Origin of the sequence: Hymenobacter sp., assembly GCF_036387835.1 — a bacterium.
Lineage (GTDB): Bacteria > Bacteroidota > Bacteroidia > Cytophagales > Hymenobacteraceae > Hymenobacter.
This window is the reverse complement of the sequence record NZ_DASVSY010000121.1, coordinates 1-17,134: the sequence shown is the minus strand read 5'-3', so window position 1 is coordinate 17,134 and position 17,134 is coordinate 1. Positions and strand designations below refer to the sequence as shown.

The following is a 17,134-nucleotide window of genomic DNA, read 5'->3' as shown; positions in this document are numbered from 1 at the left end:
GACGCCAGATGAGCATGACGTTCTTTTTGCGGCAAGTCAAATAGAAAAGGCTACCGGCGGCGCCAAAGGAGCGGTGAAGTAGTCCGCGTTGGCGGCGCCAATCAGGCCGGCGGCTACGGTGTCGCCGCTTTGTTCGTCGATGAGAATAAAAGCGCCGGTTACGCGGTTTTCGTGGTAGTTGTCGACGGCCAGCGGTACGGCTGTTTTGATGCGTAGCCGCACAATATCATTGAGTTGAGCGGAGTCGGCGGCGCCGCGGGCGAAGGTTTGCACGTTTACTTTGTGCAGGATGGCGGGCACGGCCGCTTTCACCACCGCCGCATGATGCTGCAACAGCAGCTTGCGTCCCGGCCACAGCGGCTGCTCGCTCATCCAGCAAACCGTTGCCTCAATTTCGCGCGTGACGTTGGGCACGTGCTCCACCGGGATGATGGCGTCGCCCCGGCTGATATCCACATCGTCTTGCAGGCGCAGCACCACGGCTTGCGGCGCCACAGCAACTTCCACTTCCTGCTGATTCACTTCAATGGCCTCAATCACCGTCTCCAGGCCCGAAGGCAGCACCTTCACCCGGTCGCCGCGGCGGTACTGACCGCTCTGTATTTGGCCGGCATAGCCGCGGTAGTCAGGCAGTTCGGCGGTTTGGGGCCGGATAACATACTGCACCTGAAAGCGCGGCGCAGCATTCGCCACTTCTACGGCGGCCGGTACGCTCTCTAGGTGTTCCAATAAGCTCGGCCCCGTGTACCAGGGCAAGCGGGTAGAGCGCTTTACCACGTTGTCGCCGTGCAGGGCACTAAGGGGAATGGCCGTGGCGGCGGGCAGTTGAAAATGGTCGGTGAGAGCGGCGTAGTCGGCGGCAATCTGCTCGAAGATGTTCTGATCGAAGCCCACCAAATCCAGTTTGTTCACGGCCAGCACGAAGTTGCGAATGCCAAGCAGCGCGGCTACCAGCGTGTGGCGGCGCGTTTGCTCCACCACGCCCTGCCGGGCATCGACCAGCACAATGGCGAGGTCGGCGTTGCTGGCACCCGTTACCATGTTGCGGGTGTACTGCACGTGGCCCGGCGCATCGGTAATGATGAATTTGCGGCGCGGGGTGGTGAAATACTTGTAGGCGACATCAATGGTGATGCCCTGTTCCCGCTCAGCCCGCAGGCCATCCGTCAGCAAAGCCAAATCCACGGTGCCTTGCACCGTCGGCCGGTTTTCCAGCGCCGCCAGCACGTCCAGCGACACCGAATCGGAGTCGTAGAGCAGACGCCCAATTAGCGTGCTTTTGCCGTCGTCGACGCTGCCACACGTGATAAATCGAAGTAAATCCATGAGGTAAAATTGTGAATTTGTGACTTCGTCGTGTTGGTGAGGCGTGGGAACAATTCCCAACTTCACCTTTCACAACTTCCCTATCTAAAAGTATCCGTTGCGTTTGCGGTCTTCCATGCCGGCTTCCGAGATGTTATCGTCGAGGCGGGTGGCGCCCCGCTCGCTTACTTTGGCTAGCAGCAGATCCTGGATGATGTCTTCCACGGTGCTGGCGTCGCTTTCCACGGCGGCCGTGCAGGTGGAGTCGCCTACGGTGCGGAAGCGCACTTGCCGGGTTACGATTTCGTCTTCCTCGTCAAGCTGCAGGTGCTCCGACAAGCCGAGAAGTTGGCCGCTTGGCAATACCACGCAGGTTCGCTCGTGGCCGAAGTAGATGTCAGGCAGGTTGATGTTTTCGCGCTGGATGTAGCGCCACACGTCCAGTTCGGTCCAGTTGGAAATCGGGAATACGCGCACGTTTTCGCCTTTCTGGATGCGGCCGTTGTACACGTTCCATAGCTCGGGCCGCTGGCGCTTGGGGTCCCACTGCCCGAACTCGTCGCGCACCGAGAAGATGCGCTCCTTGGCGCGGGCTTTTTCCTCGTCGCGGCGCGCACCGCCAATGCAGGCGTCAAATTCGAACTCCTCGATTACCTCTAGCAGCGTGTAGGTCTGGAGCGGGTTACGGCTCGGAAACTTGCCACCCGGCTCGCGCAGGTGCTGCCGCTTGATAGTGTCTTCCACTTTGCGCACTAGCAGCTTTTCGCCTAGCTCCGCGGCCAGCGCGTCGCGATAGGCTAGCACCTCCGGAAAATTATGACCGGTATCGACGTGCACCAGCGGAAACGGGAAGCGGCCCGGCCGAAACGCCTTTTCCGCCAACCGGGTGAGAACGATAGAGTCTTTGCCGCCCGAGAAAAGCAGCGCGGGCCGCTCGAATTGGCCGGCTACTTCCCGCAGGATGTGAATAGCTTCGGCTTCCAGCCGGTCGAGATAATCGAATTTGGAGGTGCTCATAAGAGGATGTTGCAATAGTATTGTCATGCTGAGCGTAGGCGCAGCCGAAGTCGAAGCATCTCTACCGCTTCGTTGAATTACCATTGCGGTAGAGATGCTTCGACTTCGGCTCTGCCTTCGCTCAGCATGACGTTCTTTTATTGAATGGCTTGGCTCTGGATTACCGGCTCTACCACCGGGTCAGGGCCGTCGTGGTGGGTGGCGGCGGTGGAATGCAGGCCGCATTCCTTGGCCGAAAGGTCTTCCCACCACCAGCGGCCGGCGCGGAAATCTTCGCCGGGTTTGATGGCCCGGGTGCACGGCGCGCATCCAATGCTCACGAAGCCTTGCTGGTGCAGCGGGTTCACCGGAATACCATTGGCTTGGGCGAAGTCCACGGCTTGCTCCCACGTCCAGTCGAAGAGCGGGTGAATCTTGGTGAGGTTATGCGCCGCATCCCATTCCACCGGGTCCATAGTTTGCCGGTTCTGCGACTGTTCGGCCCGGATGCCCGTTACCCACGCCGCCTGGCCCGCCAGCGCCCGGTTCAGCGGCTCCACCTTGCGGATGTAGCAGCACTCCTTGCGGTTGTCGATGCTTTCGTAGAAACTGTTGGGGCCTTTGGTCTGCAGCAGTTCTTCCACGCTTGCCTGGCGCGGCGAAAACACCGCTATTGGCTGGCCGTATTTGAGCAAGGTCTTGTTCCAGGTGGAATACGTTTCCTGGAAGTTGCGGCCGGTATCGAGCGTGAACACCTGAATTGGTAGCTGGTGCTCGAATATTAAGTGGCTGATAATCTGGTCTTCCAAACCAAAGGAAGTGGAAAAGACGGCCTTCTCGGGGAAGTGCGTAGCTACGAGGCGTAGCCGCTCTAGGGCAGAAGCAGAGGGTAGCTGAAGGCGTAGGTCGTCCAGCACGGGAACGGCCAACGCGGTAAAGGCTGCGGGCATGACAAGATGAAAGTGGAGGTTTGCTGCGTTGGCAAGGGTCCGGCCGGAGGATGGCCTCGGTAGCTTAGCGGCGCGAAGGCGCGGCAAAAACCAGATGGAGGCAACAAGCGGGACGTGCGGAAACGGTGCGGAGCTACGCGTGCAGACGCACTAGCTCACCGAAATCAGCGCACGAACCAGCAAAGAGGAGGGTAGCGCTACTACGAACAACAGCAACCAAAAGCCACGGTCATACAGACGGGGCTAGCCATGCCACAACACCCATGCTGTAAAGCAGAGAAGGCGGCGGAAGAGGCGGTAGTGATGTTGAAGCGTTTCACGGCAACTTGTTTTTATATGGTCAGGAGTTGGCACCGTTCCGCAGTGTGCGGTGGTTGCCGGCGTTTCGTCGAGCCTGTCTCTCCACGCCTCTGTATAAAAACAATCCTTTATTAGAGAATTGATAGTGTAAAGGTAATGGTTGAAATTTTACACTTGCAAATTTAATTTCGGGCAAGCGCGGTTTCTCGCAGTGTATCGGGGTGTAAAAGCGCAGTGTATCGGGGTGTCGTTCAACAGGCCACTGCGAAAACACTGCGCTTTTACACTCCGATACACTGCGAGAAATTACACCTGCACTATCACCGCCGAAGCAGCTTTTGCAGCACCTCACGCACCTGCGGCTCAGCGTTGGTGAGCAGCAGCAGGCCGCCGTACACCAACGTCAGTAGCGTGGAGCGCAAGAGCATGGTAATCAGCAAAGAATGCACGAAAGGCACTAGCCACGCAGCCAGGCCTGCCACAGCCGCCAGCAGCAGAATAAGCGGTACGCGCCTGTCGAAGGGCTGCAAGCCGAAGCTATGCCACACAAACCAGGTACGGGCTACATTGATGGCTAGCAGCGCCACCGACGCTGCCACGGCTGCCCCCGTCAGGCCCATACGCGGAATCAGAAGCAGGTTCATGAGCACCGTAGCCAAGGCCAGGGAAGCGTTGAAAATCAGGTCGTAGCGGTAGCGCGGGGAGGTGACGACGATGAGGCCGTTGAGGCCGGTAATGCCATCGAAGAGCCGACCGGCCAGCAGAACAAGCACGGCGGTAGCGCCGGCGGCGTAGGCCGGTTTCATTTGGCCGTAGATGAAATCCAGATTCAGCGCAATGCCAAGGGCCAGGTAGCAGCCAAGCACGGTGTTGAGGCGGGTGGTGCGTTGGTAGAAGTCGGCCATGCGTGGCAGGTCGTTGTTTTTCCAGTAATCGGCTAATAGCGGGAAGGCAATCTTGTACAGCGCCCGAAACGGCAGTACCAGCGCCGTGCTGATGAAAAAGGCCGTGCTGTAAATCCCTGCTCCCTCCAAATCCACCTTGGCGCCCACCATCAGCGAATCAATGCTGGAAATCACCACGCCCGACACGTTGCCGAGCAATGCAAACGCCCCGAAGCTCAGCATCTCACGCAACGGCCGCACCCGCAGTACCGCGGCCGTAGGTTGCAAGTGCAACTCACCAATGAAGGCTGTATACACCGTGAGCAACAAAGCTATGATGCTGATAGCCCCTACGTACCACAGCACATAACCCCGAAAATCAAAGAAGTTGCCCGCAAACAGCAAGGCTCCGGCCGTGACGAGCAGCCGCAGTACTATTTCCTGCAAGAAAGAGGAAAATGCGGTGTGGTACAGCGCTTTAAGGTAGGCGTCCTGCAGATTTATCAGCAAGACAAACAGGGTCAGCACCAACCCCCAAATGTAGTATTGGCCAAGTAGGGCAGCATCTTCCTTGTACCAGTCCAAGACCACCGGCCGGCCCACGAAGTAGACTACTGCTATCAGCACGAATCCAAGCAGCGGCACTCCTAGAAGAAACGGCAGAAACCCGTGGTGACCAGTTTCTGGCTTGCGGAAATACGGGAAGAACCGGACCCCCATATTGCCAAACCCAAACGCTGATACCTGCGCAAACATAGTAGCCAGCGCCATTAGCACGCTGGTTAAGCCTATCTGTTTTGGCTCTAGCACCTTCGGCAGCACCAGCACCGTGTTCACGAAGCCTAGGCCCAAGCCCGCGTAAGAAATAATGGTATTGCGCAGGCCCTGCCGCTGAACGATGCCCAAGAGAGTGAATGAGTGAAATGGTGAATGAGTGAAGTAGCCTTTGGCGCGAATGGCGCGAAGTAGGCAAACGTCTGTAAACGTAGGCTACTTCACTCATTCACTCATTCGCTCATTCACTCTCCGGCAAACATCCGTGCCGTTAACGAATGCGGTATTGCGGCTGCGAAGGTACTGCATCAGCTCGGCGAACTGGCGGGGGCCGGTGGTTTCGTTGGCGGGGTCGAAGTGGTCGTTGTGCCAAAGCAGCGTGCAGACGCCGCCAAACCGCTCGATTTCCTGGAACATCGGTCGCAGCGCCGGTAGGATTTCATTGGATGCTAACTGGAGGTAATTGGGATGGTGGAGCGTGGCATCCATCACATTGAGCGGTATTTCGAGGAAGTCACAGACTCTGCCTTGGGTGAAATCAAAGGGATGAAAAGGCAGACAGTAGGAGTTGCGAAAGCCAAAATGTTCTGCAAACCCTAGCGTGGAATCGTATTCGTAGAGCAGCACATCAAGGAGAGTAGGAGTAATGCGCGGTTCCCATTGTAGATAGTGAAACCGTATACCGTATGCCTTCACTCCGTCGCGCAAATGTTGTAGCCAATGCTCTTCCTGCTTCAACTGACCGCCGTGCCTGGCCGTACCCAAACTAGCGTGCAGCCCTATTTCTGAATCGCCAACGGCTGCGGTCAGTTTTGGCCATTCCTGTCGAATATTATAATCTGCATTGGGCGTACCGTTAGCTGCCTTTTGATGTTCGGGCAGGAAAAAAAACGTGCTTTTGGCGCCGTACCCGGCCACCGTTTGCTGCACCAGTTCCAGGTTGTCCCAGGCGTCGGGCTGCGTGAAATGTTGCCAGATGTGTTGGCTGAACTTCAGCAGGTTGCCGCTACGCAAAGCCGCTTTAGCAGGTGCTTTCCAGGCGCTGCGCAACTCGTCGATGTCGTGCGTAACGAACGTGGCAAAAGGTGCATCATTGGCCCAACGGCGTGGGTGCACCAGGTGGCTGGTTACGTGCTCGATGGCTGTTTTTAAAACATCAAAGTAATAATTCACGACTGGCACTGCCACGAACCCATACCGTTGCTGCACACTGGCTGCATAGGGAAACCGACCGTGCTGGTCCCGCTCATTGGAGAAGTACTCCTGCCAGCCGCTGAGCAGGTAAAAAGCCGCCGCAATCAGGTCGGCGTGGATGTACGCTCGGTTATTAGGCAGTAGTTCCAGCAACGGCTTTTCCGGGTGTGGGTCGAAGAAAACAGGCAGCTGACGACCCTGCCATTGGCGTTGGTTTGGCGTTGGTGGATAAGGTTCTTGACCAGTGAAAAAGCTGCCGGCCCCATCCACTATTTCTACCTGCGGCTGCTGGCCGGCATAGCCAATTGAAACCTCTGGTACTTCTGCGTAGGCCTGCCGAAAATGATGCAGCACATACGTCAGCCGGGCTTCGGCGGAAACAGACGTACTTGTTGGTAAAGGTGGAAGCATAGGAAAACGATGCCAGTTCACTTGCTCAACCTGGCAGGTGGCACAAGCTAAAGCTTATGCTACATTTTGCAACCACTCATTCAACAGCCGTACGGCCCGTTCGCGGCTGTGGCCCTCATCAGCAGTGCCAAGCGTAGCATTATAGTAAGTGGCGCGGCGGTAGATGTCAGCAGGTTTGTGGAGTTTGTACTTGGCGAGCAACGCGGCTAACTCAGGCAAGGTGTTGGCTCTTTCTATCAGGTTATGCGCCACATAGCCGTAGTAGTCGTCGGTATTGGCGTGGGTATTGAACCGATAATAAACACTGACTACGTTCAGCAACGTAGCTTCCAGGTGGGTGCTGGTGTCGGCGGCAACTAGGGCGTCTTGTTTTGTTAGAAATTCGAATACACTTTCCTGCCGGGCGTTGGAAAACAGCAGCAGCGGGTGTTGCGCCTGAAGAAAACGAAAGTCGCGGGTGTCGCTAGGATGAGCGCGGAAGGTGAAGGTAAAGTCTGGAAAGTTGGTGGTGAGGTGCTGGACTGCGGCCGTCAGGGCTTCCGTTTCATCGAGCAGATTGCAGGCCACCCCGACCCGTTGCACAGCAGGTGTCTGATTTTTAGAGCTTAAAAACTCATCGGCTTTGGGCATGCCCACTAGTTGCACTTCACCATGTACAGGACCACATTGGCGATACTTATCCAGGGCATCCTGTCCTTCGAGTAAGCTCAAGTTGAAGCCTAAGGGTGGAAAGCTGGTGCTTACACTGGCATGCTGAATGTAAGCCGTCGGCACACCTTCGCGGCGGCAAGCCAGTAGCAGGGCGCGCGTGTCGTCGTTGTGGTCGTTGGCGAAAACCACAGCCTGCGGCCGGTAGTGCCGAAGCGCCCGGCAGTACACTTCGTAATAGCCAACCGCATTGAAAATCAAATCGAAAAACCGCCAGGCCAGCCTGCCTTCCGTGCGCAATAGCCCCCCCAAGACTATCGGGAACTGCCAGTAGTACAGTAGCTTACGCCGGAGTGAAATTCGATTTACTACGCTGTTGTAGCGCCCAATTTGCTTGCTCTGTCCTGCTATAAAAACTGCATTAGGCAAAGCTTTCCGTACAAATTGCAGCGACTCGTAGTTATTTTGGCTGACCACGTACAGCCACACCGCACCATGCAGCTTGTCCGGGTTTCGGATGGGCTGAAGGATATTGCCAAGCAGCCGCGCCGCTGCGTAACCTAGTATTTTTACCAAGCGACGGAAGGGGTTGGCAGGGGAAATGCCACTCAATGTGTGAGCGGGCAGTGAAGCAAAGGTAGGAGTGAAGCGCAACTGCAGAATGTCGCGCAGGCGTGCGGTAAACGTGGGTGGAACCTCAGGCATGAAACTAAAGTGCTTCCCACGTAAGGGGCGTGCCGGCTGACAGGTGCTGCCGTGCTGGCTTACCCAACAATTGGTCGAAATAACGCGGCGGTAATCCGTCGCCGGGGCGTACTACGCGCAAGTTCTCCTTCGTGAAAGCTTCGCCGGCCTTGATTTCCTGCGCAACATAAATAGAGCGTTTGTAGAGGCGGCTCTTCTCCTCGGCGCGCTGCACACCATACTGTATCTGGCCCAACGCCTGCCACGCTCGCTCTGTTTCCGTAACCAGAGTTGCTACCTCTTCGGGCTCTAGGGAAAAGGCGGAATCCACGCCCCCATCAGCCCGGCGCAAGGTTACGTGCTTTTCAATAACGCAAGCGCCCAAAGCTACTGCCGCCACAGAGGCACCTACTCCGGCCGTATGGTCGGAGAGGCCCACTAAGCAATCGGGAAAAAGCTGTTGGAAGTGCGGGATGGTGCGCAGATTGGTATTGAGTGGCGTGGCCGGGTAGGTGCTGGTGCATTTCAAGAGCACCAAATCACGGCAGCCGGCTTCGCGCAATACCTGCACGGCTTCCGCTACTTCCGCTAATGTGCTGGCCCCCGTGCTCATAATAACGGGTTTGCCAGTGGCAGCTACCCGGCGGAGCAGGGGCCAGTCGGTATTTTCAAAAGAGGCAATCTTGTAAGCCGGTACGTCGAGTGTTTCCAAAAATTCCACTGCCGTTTCATCGAAGGGCGAACTGAAGGCCAGCATGCCGTGCAGCCGTGCCCGCTCAAATAGTGGCTGGTGCCACTCCCAAGGTGTGTGCGCCTCCTGGTACAGCTCGTGCAGCTCCCGGCCATACCACAACGACTTTGGATCGTCGATGCGGTAGGCACCGGGCAGCGTCATGGTATCGGCGGTATAGGTCTGGAGCTTAATGGCGTGAGCGCCGGCGGCGGCCATAGCATCCACAATGGCCAAGCCCCGGTTTAAATCCTGATTGTGGTTGCCGCTGAGTTCAGCGATGATGAGCGGCGGCTGGTCGGGGCCAATAAGGCGAGAACCGATAGAAAGATTCATGACACAAAGAAACGAAGTACTCGTGGAAGCCGGTGCGGCTCCTCGTTCAAGGACGGAAAACTCCACCTCATAAGGCGCCGCCAAAAGTTTAAAAAAGCCACAAAAATTTCTAAGGCGTTCATTGCCCGGCAGCTTCCCACGCATACGTAACGGAATCCGGATTGCTTGGGGTCAGCTTACGGTAACCGGCTCGCGCGAATGCCTTGCAGGACGCTAAATTCTCGGGTTGCACGTGCCCGAGCACCTGCCGCACCGCCGGAAACTTCTGCGTTATCTGGCGCGTGCCTGCCAGCAGCAACAGCGGCGCCAAACCTTGGCCTCGGTGGGCGGCCGCCAGCGAGTAACTGAGCGTAGCTTGCTGGTTGGTTACCTGAAAACGGATGAGCCCCATAAGATACCCTGTGCCTGGTTGTTCGACTACGAGTATCAAGCTCTCCGGGTCAGTAAGCCGGGCTGCAAACCAACGCTCGTGTTCGGGCCACAGCACCAACTCAGGATGGAAAGAGTATTGCCGAACGGCCGGGTCGTTGGTCCACTCAAACAACTGGTGGGAATCGGCAGGGGTTGCTGGCCGTAAGAAGAAAGGAGGCGGCGGCAGCTGAAGTGCCCGAAACTCCTGCCGCAGCCGCACGGGCGCAAGTCCATCGAACACTCGGCGCTGCTTTTGCCGAAACTCTTCGGCAAGCTTGTTTGCCTCTGGCGACGTAAGCACATCGGCCGCGCTTACGTAAGGTAGCCCAACTCCAATTGAGAGCAGGAAGTGGTTGATGTCACGTTGATTGTCGGCCACCGGAAGGAGTAGTAGCAAGCCACCGCCCGCCGCACAATACTCGTAGCTAATGGTGCTCGGCGAGCATACCGCTGCTCCACACTGGCGCATTAGCTCCACCAGGTTGGTGGCTGGTAGGTTGTGGTGTAGTAGCAGCCGGGGCTGTTGGCTGGCCCAAGCGTGCAGTTCGTGCCATCTGGCATAGGCGCTGCCCACTACCGCATGCACCTGCTGTACCGTTGCTAGCGCCAGAAGCAATTCCACTACTTGCTGTGTTTGATGGGTTGGGTCGGCGCCACCTAGGCAAACCAGCACAGTATCAGGAGTGGAGGCAGGAACGGGAAGGGCGGCGGCACTGCGAAAGGCGGCGCGCAACGGTGCAAAGGCCGGACCTACCAGTAGTCGGGCTCCGGGCTGACGCAACTCATACTGACTTATTACAACACCGCCCGCCGGATTCAGCACCACATCGGCCGCCAGCGGGAAGCTGTGCAAGTCGTCTACGAAAATCAAATGCGCCGCTTTACCCCGCACTGTTTGCTGGTAGCTATAGGTGAAAGAGTAGCCATCCAGAAGCAATACATCAGTAGCAAAGAGCACGTGGCGCACTAGCCATGCAGCTTCTTCCGCCAATGGCCGCACGGGTAGCTCCACCACAGTAAAATTCGCCGCTTCTAATTGCCGCCGCAGTTCCTGCTCGGGCTCCTGTATCAGAAATACACAGGTTGCTGCTTCCTCACGCAGGATTTCTGCCAAGGCCAGCAGACGCATTACGTGTCCTAGCCCGATGCGGGAGTTGCCATCGGCGCGCAGCAGCAAGCGGGGAAGCGGCATCTTACAGTTTCTTTTGTTCGATGTGCGCGTTTAGCGCCACCAATTCAGGATGCTGATTCAGCAATTCAATTAGCTCGTCGGTTGTCAGATTAGCAGCTCCGTAGTCTTCTATCAAGCGCCTAATCAGTTCGAAGTCCTCCGTTGTGTCTACGGTTAAGCGATAGGCACTACGGTCAGCCCGGCGCATAATATGCTGAAAGTGCACCTGGCCCGAGCGGTTCTGATGGATGTAGGGCGTCACATGCTCCCGGTCAGCGGGCAGTGTAGCGTGCAGGAAAGCTTCTTCCAGTAGTTCGCGCGAGAAAACCTCAAAATCTAAACCTCGCGGAAATGTACGTTCCAGTACATTGGACAGGTACAACCGTTCGTCAGTTGCCTGGATGTATGCTTGCACGCTTCCCGCAATCAGCTTCCCATCAAGCAGCGGACAATCTGATGTTACGCGCACAATCACGTCCAAGTCGTGGGCAGCAGCACACTGCTGATAGCGCGCCAGTACGTCGTGCTCATCGCCACGCGTGCAAGGCAGCTGCCGGGCGCTAGCGAAGTTGGCTATTAGATCGTCAGTGGCGTTTGTGGTAGTCGCTAGGTAGAGTGATAGTCCACTTTGCTGCACCCGTTCCACATGGTACTGTAGCAGCGGATGGCCTCCGACGGGCAACAGCACCTTACCCGGTAGCCGGGTGCTGGTCATGCGCGCCTGCGAGATGATGCCAACTTTTTTCAATGGATATATGGATAAACAAACAGACCAAGTGAAGTATACGATATTGAACGGAGGTATTACCTCACAAAATCTAGGATGCAGGCCACTACATAGTCCTGCTCTTCGTCGGTGAGACTAGGGAATAGCGGAATGCTAAGGCAATGCGCGTAGTAGTTCTCGGCCAGCGGAAAGTCGCCGGGCTTCCAGCCTAGCTGCTGGTAGTAAGGCATCGTATGCACCGGGATATAATGCACTTGCGCAAATACTTGCTTAGCGCGCAGAGCATCATATAAACCTTTACGGTCTTCTACTTCAATCACATAGAGATGATACGCATGGCCCGCAGCACCAGCTAAAGGCTTTATGCCGGGCGTAGCAGCAAAGGCATCGTCGTAACGGGCTGCTAGCTGCCGGCGGCGAGCCAAACCTTTATCGGCCCGCGCAAGCTGACTGATGCCGAGGGCACAAAGCATGTCGGGCATGCGGTAGTTATAGCCCAACTCCTGCATTTCCATGTACCAGCCGCCGTCGTGGCGCTGCAGTTGAGTTGGATCTTTGGTGATGCCGTGCGTGCGCAGCTTCAATAGCTCCTGGTATAGGTCTTCCCGGTTGGTGGTAATCATGCCGCCTTCACCGGTGGCAATGTGCTTGACGGGATGAAAGCTGAAGATAGCAAGATCGGCAAACTGGCCGTTGCCACAGCATTGCGGCTGGCCTTTAGAATCGGTGAAAAAGCCGCCCGGCGCGTGGCAGGAATCCTCAATAATCCAAAGCCCAAACTCATCAGCCAGCGCCCGAGCTTCTTCCAAGTCAACAGGCAAACCAGCAAAATCCACCGGAATCAATCCGTGGAAGTGGCCTCTCGGGTGGCTTTCTAGTAGTTGCCGCACCGCTCGTAAGTCGATCAAGGCAGTAACCGGATCAATGTCGGCAAAACACACCTCGCCGCCGCAGTAGCGTACACAATTGGCCGAAGCCGCAAACGTAATAGGCGTAGTAATAACGCGCTGACCCGGCTGCACCTTTAGTGCTAGCGCGCATAGGTGCAGCGCCGCCGTACCATTGCTAACTGCTACAGCGTATTTTGCCCCGATATAAGCAGCAAATTTCTCTTCAAACTCGCCCACTTTCGGCCCCTGCGTCAGATAATCAGAGTGCAACGTTTCCACAACGGCTTGAACGTCGGCCTCGGTGATATGCTGGCGGCCGTAGGCAATGGGGTGAGCGGGATAAAAGGACATGCAGAGAGTTGAAAGCTACTGCTACTGAAGCAAGAAGTAGTGCTGAAAGTTAAAGCGAATTCCTGTTCAGGCTAACTTGTAGCAGTAAGCGGTAAAGTATAGACAGTAGCAATTTCCAGGCTATGCGCTTCTCCTTGTGCCCGTCTTGTTGCTATGATTAAGTTTGGAAACTCTATGAATTATAGCGCATCGGGTACGTGCACTGCAACGCTGGTAACAACAGGATGTGAGCGTGTTTAAAACGCGTGGTCGCCTCCAACGGCTCCGCTCTCATTGAAATCGAAGTACCAGGAAGTCACGAATGGGTTGTCAGCTTGAATGGTGACCCAACCAGGCTGCTCATCTAAAAAGGCTGCTAGCTCATGATCAGTGTTCATATCGATGCGGAGCTGACCGAAAGGCGCTACTTGGGCAGTACGGTGAAGCGTTTGGTTGTCGGCTTCGCGGTAGAAGGTTAGGTTTAGGTTAGCGGGTGTAGCATACTCTTTCACAGGGGAGCCATTCAGAATTACTACTACCGAATGCTGGCCGTCGAGGATGGGGCTCCACTTAAAGGTGCCGGGCTTGGTTAGGAGTTTGGCGTTGGCTACTTGTGAGTTGAAGCACACGTTTGTTGGCAGGTTCATCGGGCGCTGATGGCGCCCCACGTTCAGCCCGAACTTAAGGCGGGTTGGGATACGCTCCCGATTAGGCCAGTGCTTGATAATGTTAACGCCACGTAGCTGACGGGCCTGCTCCAGCGAAAAATTCTCGCGGATAACCTCGTTGAAATCCAGGGTAAAGAACTGATCCGGCGAGGTTTCGAGGTGGCGCCAGTTACGAACAGTGCCTACGCGCTGGCCATGGGCGTCGTAGAATTCCAGATCGATGCCGAAGGCGGAAGGGGAGTAGATGGGGTAGAATACCAGTTGCGTGTACTCGCCTTCTTCCAAAAACAGGGGCGCAAATACGGCGCTATCGTGAAACCGCTCGTCGGTGTTGCCCCAATAGGCACCGGCGTCGCTGACGGCCGAGCTGTCGTAGTAGGTGTGGGTGATGCTGAGGGCGTGACGCTCCAACTCGAAGTTGCCTGCGACGAAACGCGGGAAGAAGCCCCGGAAATTATGGTGAAGCTTGATGGTTCCTTTTTGGCCCTGCAGAATGGCGTCTAGGTCGATATAGTCGCGCAGGTTGATGAAGTACGTGCCGTAGGGCTGCACGTCGCGCAACTCGAACTCACCTTGGGTAGCGTGGTCATGCTCATCCACTATGGTCCAGCGGACGAGCTGCTTCTCGTAGGCGTAAACTCCATTCACAAAGGCGAAAAATGGGGCATACGCAGCTCCCGATAAGATGTCGAAGCCGCATTCCGGCACCTGAATGTCCTCGTTCTCCTGTAGATCCTCGATGTCGTTGTACACCCGGCCGGTGGTATGTACAGTCGCCATGAAGGTGTCGCTGAAGTAGTTCAGCACGAAGGCCGGGTAGGGGTAAACCAAGTCCCGGGTGGCAAAGATTTCCAGTTCCAGTGAGCCGGCAAACTCGCTTGTATCAGTGGTAGTAGTTTCAGCCAACAGGTCGCCAACCCGGAGCGCAAAGGCTTTAGGTTCCGTGATAAGTAAACTCTTACGCAACAAGATGGTCCCGTTTTGGCTGCGCAGTGTCACCAACATTTGCACCTCCGGAATGTGGCGCTTGAGCAACCAATACCCCATAAACAGCACCCGGCTGGAGTAATGCACATTGTGTTGCACCGGAAAGATAGCCGACGACCGGAAGACGGGGCGGCGCGTCAGGCTAACCGTTTCGCCGGCAGCCAGCGTGGACTCTAGGTGCTTGTGGTAGGTTTTCATAGGGAAGGACCAGGAGCCGCCAGCTTACGAATAAAGCTAGGCGTGTGCGTGTAAGGGAGCTTTTGCAACGTAAGCCCGTGCTGTTGCAACAACTCATCTACAGCGCGGGTTTCGCCGGCCACTGTACCGTAGTCGTCGGAATTAATGGGCTGATACAGATTGAGGCTAAGCTTTTTCCAGTAAAAACCAAGTCACATCGTCTTGAGGAAATGCCCTGTCCCGCTTATAGCAAAAACCGTAATCGTATAACTTCAGATCAGAATACTTTTCGAGCATCTCACCCGCAAAATCTCGCTTAAATAATCGGTCGTTGTGGCCCCGATAAGTAATTGTGACGGGTGAAGGATTATAGTACTCACAAATCAAAATGTATTTACTGCTTGCCTCGTATAGTTTTTCGTAAACCTGAGGAAGATGTTCCGGATTAATATGAATCAGAACTCCTTTTATTAGAGACACCTCAAATTGTTTGCTTGGCTCGAAGTCGAATATTGAACCAGAGAATACATTGTCTGTTCCAACAGCAACAGCTAATTCCTCGGCTGCTTTTTGATTTATCTCTATGCCAAACAGGTTGATTCCAGGGAATAAAAGCTGAATAGCTTTTAAATTCATGCCAATATTAGCGCCAAATTCAATCAAAGAAGCTGGCTTGCTTACCCGGTTGAATATCCGCGAGAAAAAATTCAGATTAGACGCTAGATATTCTTGACTTTTATTGCGAGCTATATACTCGTCACCGAATTCGCCGGCCCAAAAAATCTCTTGTTCAGTTTTAAAAGTCATACGTTTCTGCGATCTGTAAAATTCAGAATATACCTTGTCGGCTTTATGCTTATCAAAGCAAAGTTTGTAAAAGTAAAGAAAGCTCCGCGTTTAATGCGGAGCTTTCTTTTGAAAGTGTCAGGGTATAACCTAGCGAGTCAGAACCATGCGCTTGCTTGTAACTTCCTTGCCGGCTACACTCAAGGTATAAATATAAGTGCCTACGGGAAGTGTTCCTGCTTGCAGTTCCACTACCTGCCGGCCGCCGGAAGGTAGTCCAGAAATAGTTTTCATGGTGCGGCCTTGCATATCACTGACTGTCAGCACGGCATCAGTCGCGCCATCGGGCAGCGAATATTCGATGCGCGTTACGCCGCTGAAGGGATTAGGAGCATTCTGCTCGAGCTTTACCTGGCTCAGGTCGAGACTGGCAGCGGCTTTGCCGCCGGATACCTTGCCGGTACTCTTCTCTACCAGTACCCGTAGCTCCGCCAGCTGCGCCTTCAGCTCGGTTACTTGTTGTTGCAGCTGCGTGGTTTCGGTTTGTTTGGTATCGAGCTGCTTCATGGCCTCCACCAGCACCGGAATCACTTCGCTGTAGTTCACCGCGTAGTAGCCATCGCGCTGCTTGGCCACGGCTTCGGGCAGTACTTTCTCCATTTCCTGCGCAATAAAGCCGTACTGTCGCTGTTGCGGAAAGTTGCGTTCGGCAAACTCCGTCGACTTTTTGAAATTGTACGTCGTGCCGCGCATTTTGCGGATAAGGTCCAGGCTGTTCTCTATCGGCTTGATATCTTCTTTGAAGCGTTGGTCGGAAGAGACAAGGAACGTATTGCTGGTTACCGTGCCGGCAGCATTGACCGCCCCGTTTGGAAGAACTTCGAATACAGATGTGCTAAGATTCTTCACAGCGAATAAAGGTCGAAATCCTACCTGACCTCCATTAGACAAAAGGCCTTGCACGGAGACAATTGGACGCCCAATGCCAAACTGATCTACTACGTCGTTGCCTGGATCAATTGAGCCTGTAATGAATAAACTTTCGCGTACGTCATTGGTGCGAGAAGCCGTGATGCTAGGAGCAAATTGTCCATCAACAGCTGTGGCGTTGCCAACTGTAAGAAAGCTGCCGGGCGCATCAGTCACGCCGATTCGGAGTGGCGTTTCCCCGCCCGAAAGGGCGGTGGCCGTAATTTCTGCACTCGGGGCTAGAGAGCCTCCTTGCAGCTTTAGCACGTCCGTAAACGTGTTGGTGAATTGGTTGCTGATAAAGCGCATCCGCAGCTGACTGCTGGCGTTTTCGCCCCAGCCTACTATCAAGTCCTCGGCCCCCGTGCCGGTATTCGTTACTTGGTTGAATAAGCCAAACTGCGAGCTTTTTTGCAGGCGCAGGCCGTAGGGCAACACGCCGCCAACTCCGAAAGGTGACTCTCCGAGGGCCAGCCAGTTGTCGCCGGAACTGAATTGACCGAAAAGGCCGCTCCGAATCTGCCCTAGTGGGCCGGTAGCCCCGGAGGCCGGAGTACCGTTGGTTGAGGTTCCCTGAATGGTTGCTCCGGGAGTCAGCACTTGGGCGGATGCAGTAGTAGCAGCAAGGCCAAACACGAGAAGCACGGCGCTGGCGCGGGTATTAGTAACTGATGTTACGCACTAAGTAGACGGAGTTGCTGATACATGGCTTTGAGGCCGATGGTGTAGAGTTGGGCTTTGAGGCGAAAATGGCCGATGCCGCACTTGACCTTGAGCACTTCGAGCTTGGTGTAGGCCAGTACGGC

13 protein-coding genes, 1 pseudogene and 1 riboswitch are annotated in these 17,134 nt (G+C 55.4%); all 14 genes and pseudogenes read right to left on the bottom strand.

Going from position 1 to position 17,134, the window contains the following annotated elements:
* Positions 1 to 36 precede the first annotated feature (36 nt).
* On the bottom strand, positions 37 to 1,326 hold the full coding sequence (locus VF639_RS23890; RefSeq protein ID WP_331148477.1) for a sulfate adenylyltransferase subunit 1: 1,290 nt from the start codon (positions 1,324 to 1,326) through the stop codon (positions 37 to 39).
* Positions 1,327 to 1,410: 84 nt separating this feature from the next.
* A complete protein-coding gene (gene cysD / locus VF639_RS23885) occupies positions 1,411 to 2,322 on the bottom strand; it encodes a sulfate adenylyltransferase subunit CysD (RefSeq protein ID WP_331148476.1) in 912 nt (303 codons plus the stop codon).
* Between the two features lie 137 nt (positions 2,323 to 2,459).
* Positions 2,460 to 3,251 carry a phosphoadenylyl-sulfate reductase gene (locus VF639_RS23880; protein ID WP_331148475.1) on the bottom strand — a complete coding sequence of 264 codons (792 nt, stop codon included), beginning with the start codon at positions 3,249 to 3,251 and terminating at the stop codon, positions 2,460 to 2,462.
* Between the two features lie 329 nt (positions 3,252 to 3,580).
* A riboswitch (SAM riboswitch) is annotated at positions 3,581 to 3,672 on the bottom strand.
* A 199-nt stretch (positions 3,673 to 3,871) separates the two neighbouring features.
* Positions 3,872 to 5,341: a lipopolysaccharide biosynthesis protein gene (locus VF639_RS23875; RefSeq protein WP_331148474.1), complete on the bottom strand. Its 1,470-nt coding sequence runs from the start codon at positions 5,339 to 5,341 to the stop codon at positions 3,872 to 3,874.
* Between the two features lie 93 nt (positions 5,342 to 5,434).
* A complete protein-coding gene (locus VF639_RS23870) occupies positions 5,435 to 6,814 on the bottom strand; it encodes a DUF7033 domain-containing protein (protein ID WP_331148473.1) in 1,380 nt (459 codons plus the stop codon).
* 54 nt (positions 6,815 to 6,868) lie between these two features.
* Positions 6,869 to 8,167 (bottom strand): glycosyltransferase family protein, encoded by a 1,299-nt coding sequence (locus VF639_RS23865; RefSeq protein WP_331148472.1) that lies wholly within the window; start codon positions 8,165 to 8,167, stop codon positions 6,869 to 6,871.
* A gap of 4 nt (positions 8,168 to 8,171) precedes the next feature.
* Entirely contained in the window at positions 8,172 to 9,212 is a 1,041-nt protein-coding gene (pseI, locus tag VF639_RS23860) for a pseudaminic acid synthase (RefSeq protein ID WP_331148471.1), read from the bottom strand.
* A gap of 118 nt (positions 9,213 to 9,330) precedes the next feature.
* Positions 9,331 to 10,815, bottom strand: a complete 1,485-nt coding sequence (gene pseG, locus VF639_RS23855) for a UDP-2,4-diacetamido-2,4,6-trideoxy-beta-L-altropyranose hydrolase (protein ID WP_331148470.1) — start codon at positions 10,813 to 10,815, stop codon at positions 9,331 to 9,333.
* Position 10,816: 1 nt separating this feature from the next.
* Positions 10,817 to 11,542: a glycosyltransferase family protein gene (locus VF639_RS23850; RefSeq protein ID WP_331148469.1), complete on the bottom strand. Its 726-nt coding sequence runs from the start codon at positions 11,540 to 11,542 to the stop codon at positions 10,817 to 10,819.
* Positions 11,543 to 11,598: 56 nt separating this feature from the next.
* Positions 11,599 to 12,762 (bottom strand): UDP-4-amino-4,6-dideoxy-N-acetyl-beta-L-altrosamine transaminase, encoded by a 1,164-nt coding sequence (gene pseC / locus VF639_RS23845; RefSeq protein WP_331148468.1) that lies wholly within the window; start codon positions 12,760 to 12,762, stop codon positions 11,599 to 11,601.
* Positions 12,763 to 12,998: 236 nt separating this feature from the next.
* Complete coding sequence (locus VF639_RS23840; protein WP_331148467.1) at positions 12,999 to 14,594, bottom strand: hypothetical protein; 1,596 nt, start codon at positions 14,592 to 14,594, stop codon at positions 12,999 to 13,001.
* A 165-nt stretch (positions 14,595 to 14,759) separates the two neighbouring features.
* The gene (locus VF639_RS23835; protein ID WP_331148466.1) at positions 14,760 to 15,380 is read right to left on the bottom strand and encodes a pseudaminic acid biosynthesis-associated methylase; all 621 of its coding nucleotides are present in this window, start codon (positions 15,378 to 15,380) and stop codon (positions 14,760 to 14,762) included.
* A 129-nt stretch (positions 15,381 to 15,509) separates the two neighbouring features.
* A complete protein-coding gene (locus tag VF639_RS23830; RefSeq protein WP_331148465.1) occupies positions 15,510 to 16,973 on the bottom strand; it encodes a tail fiber domain-containing protein in 1,464 nt (487 codons plus the stop codon).
* 29 nt (positions 16,974 to 17,002) lie between these two features.
* Positions 17,003 to 17,134, bottom strand: a pseudogene (locus VF639_RS25525) (IS701 family transposase); the annotation flags it as partial.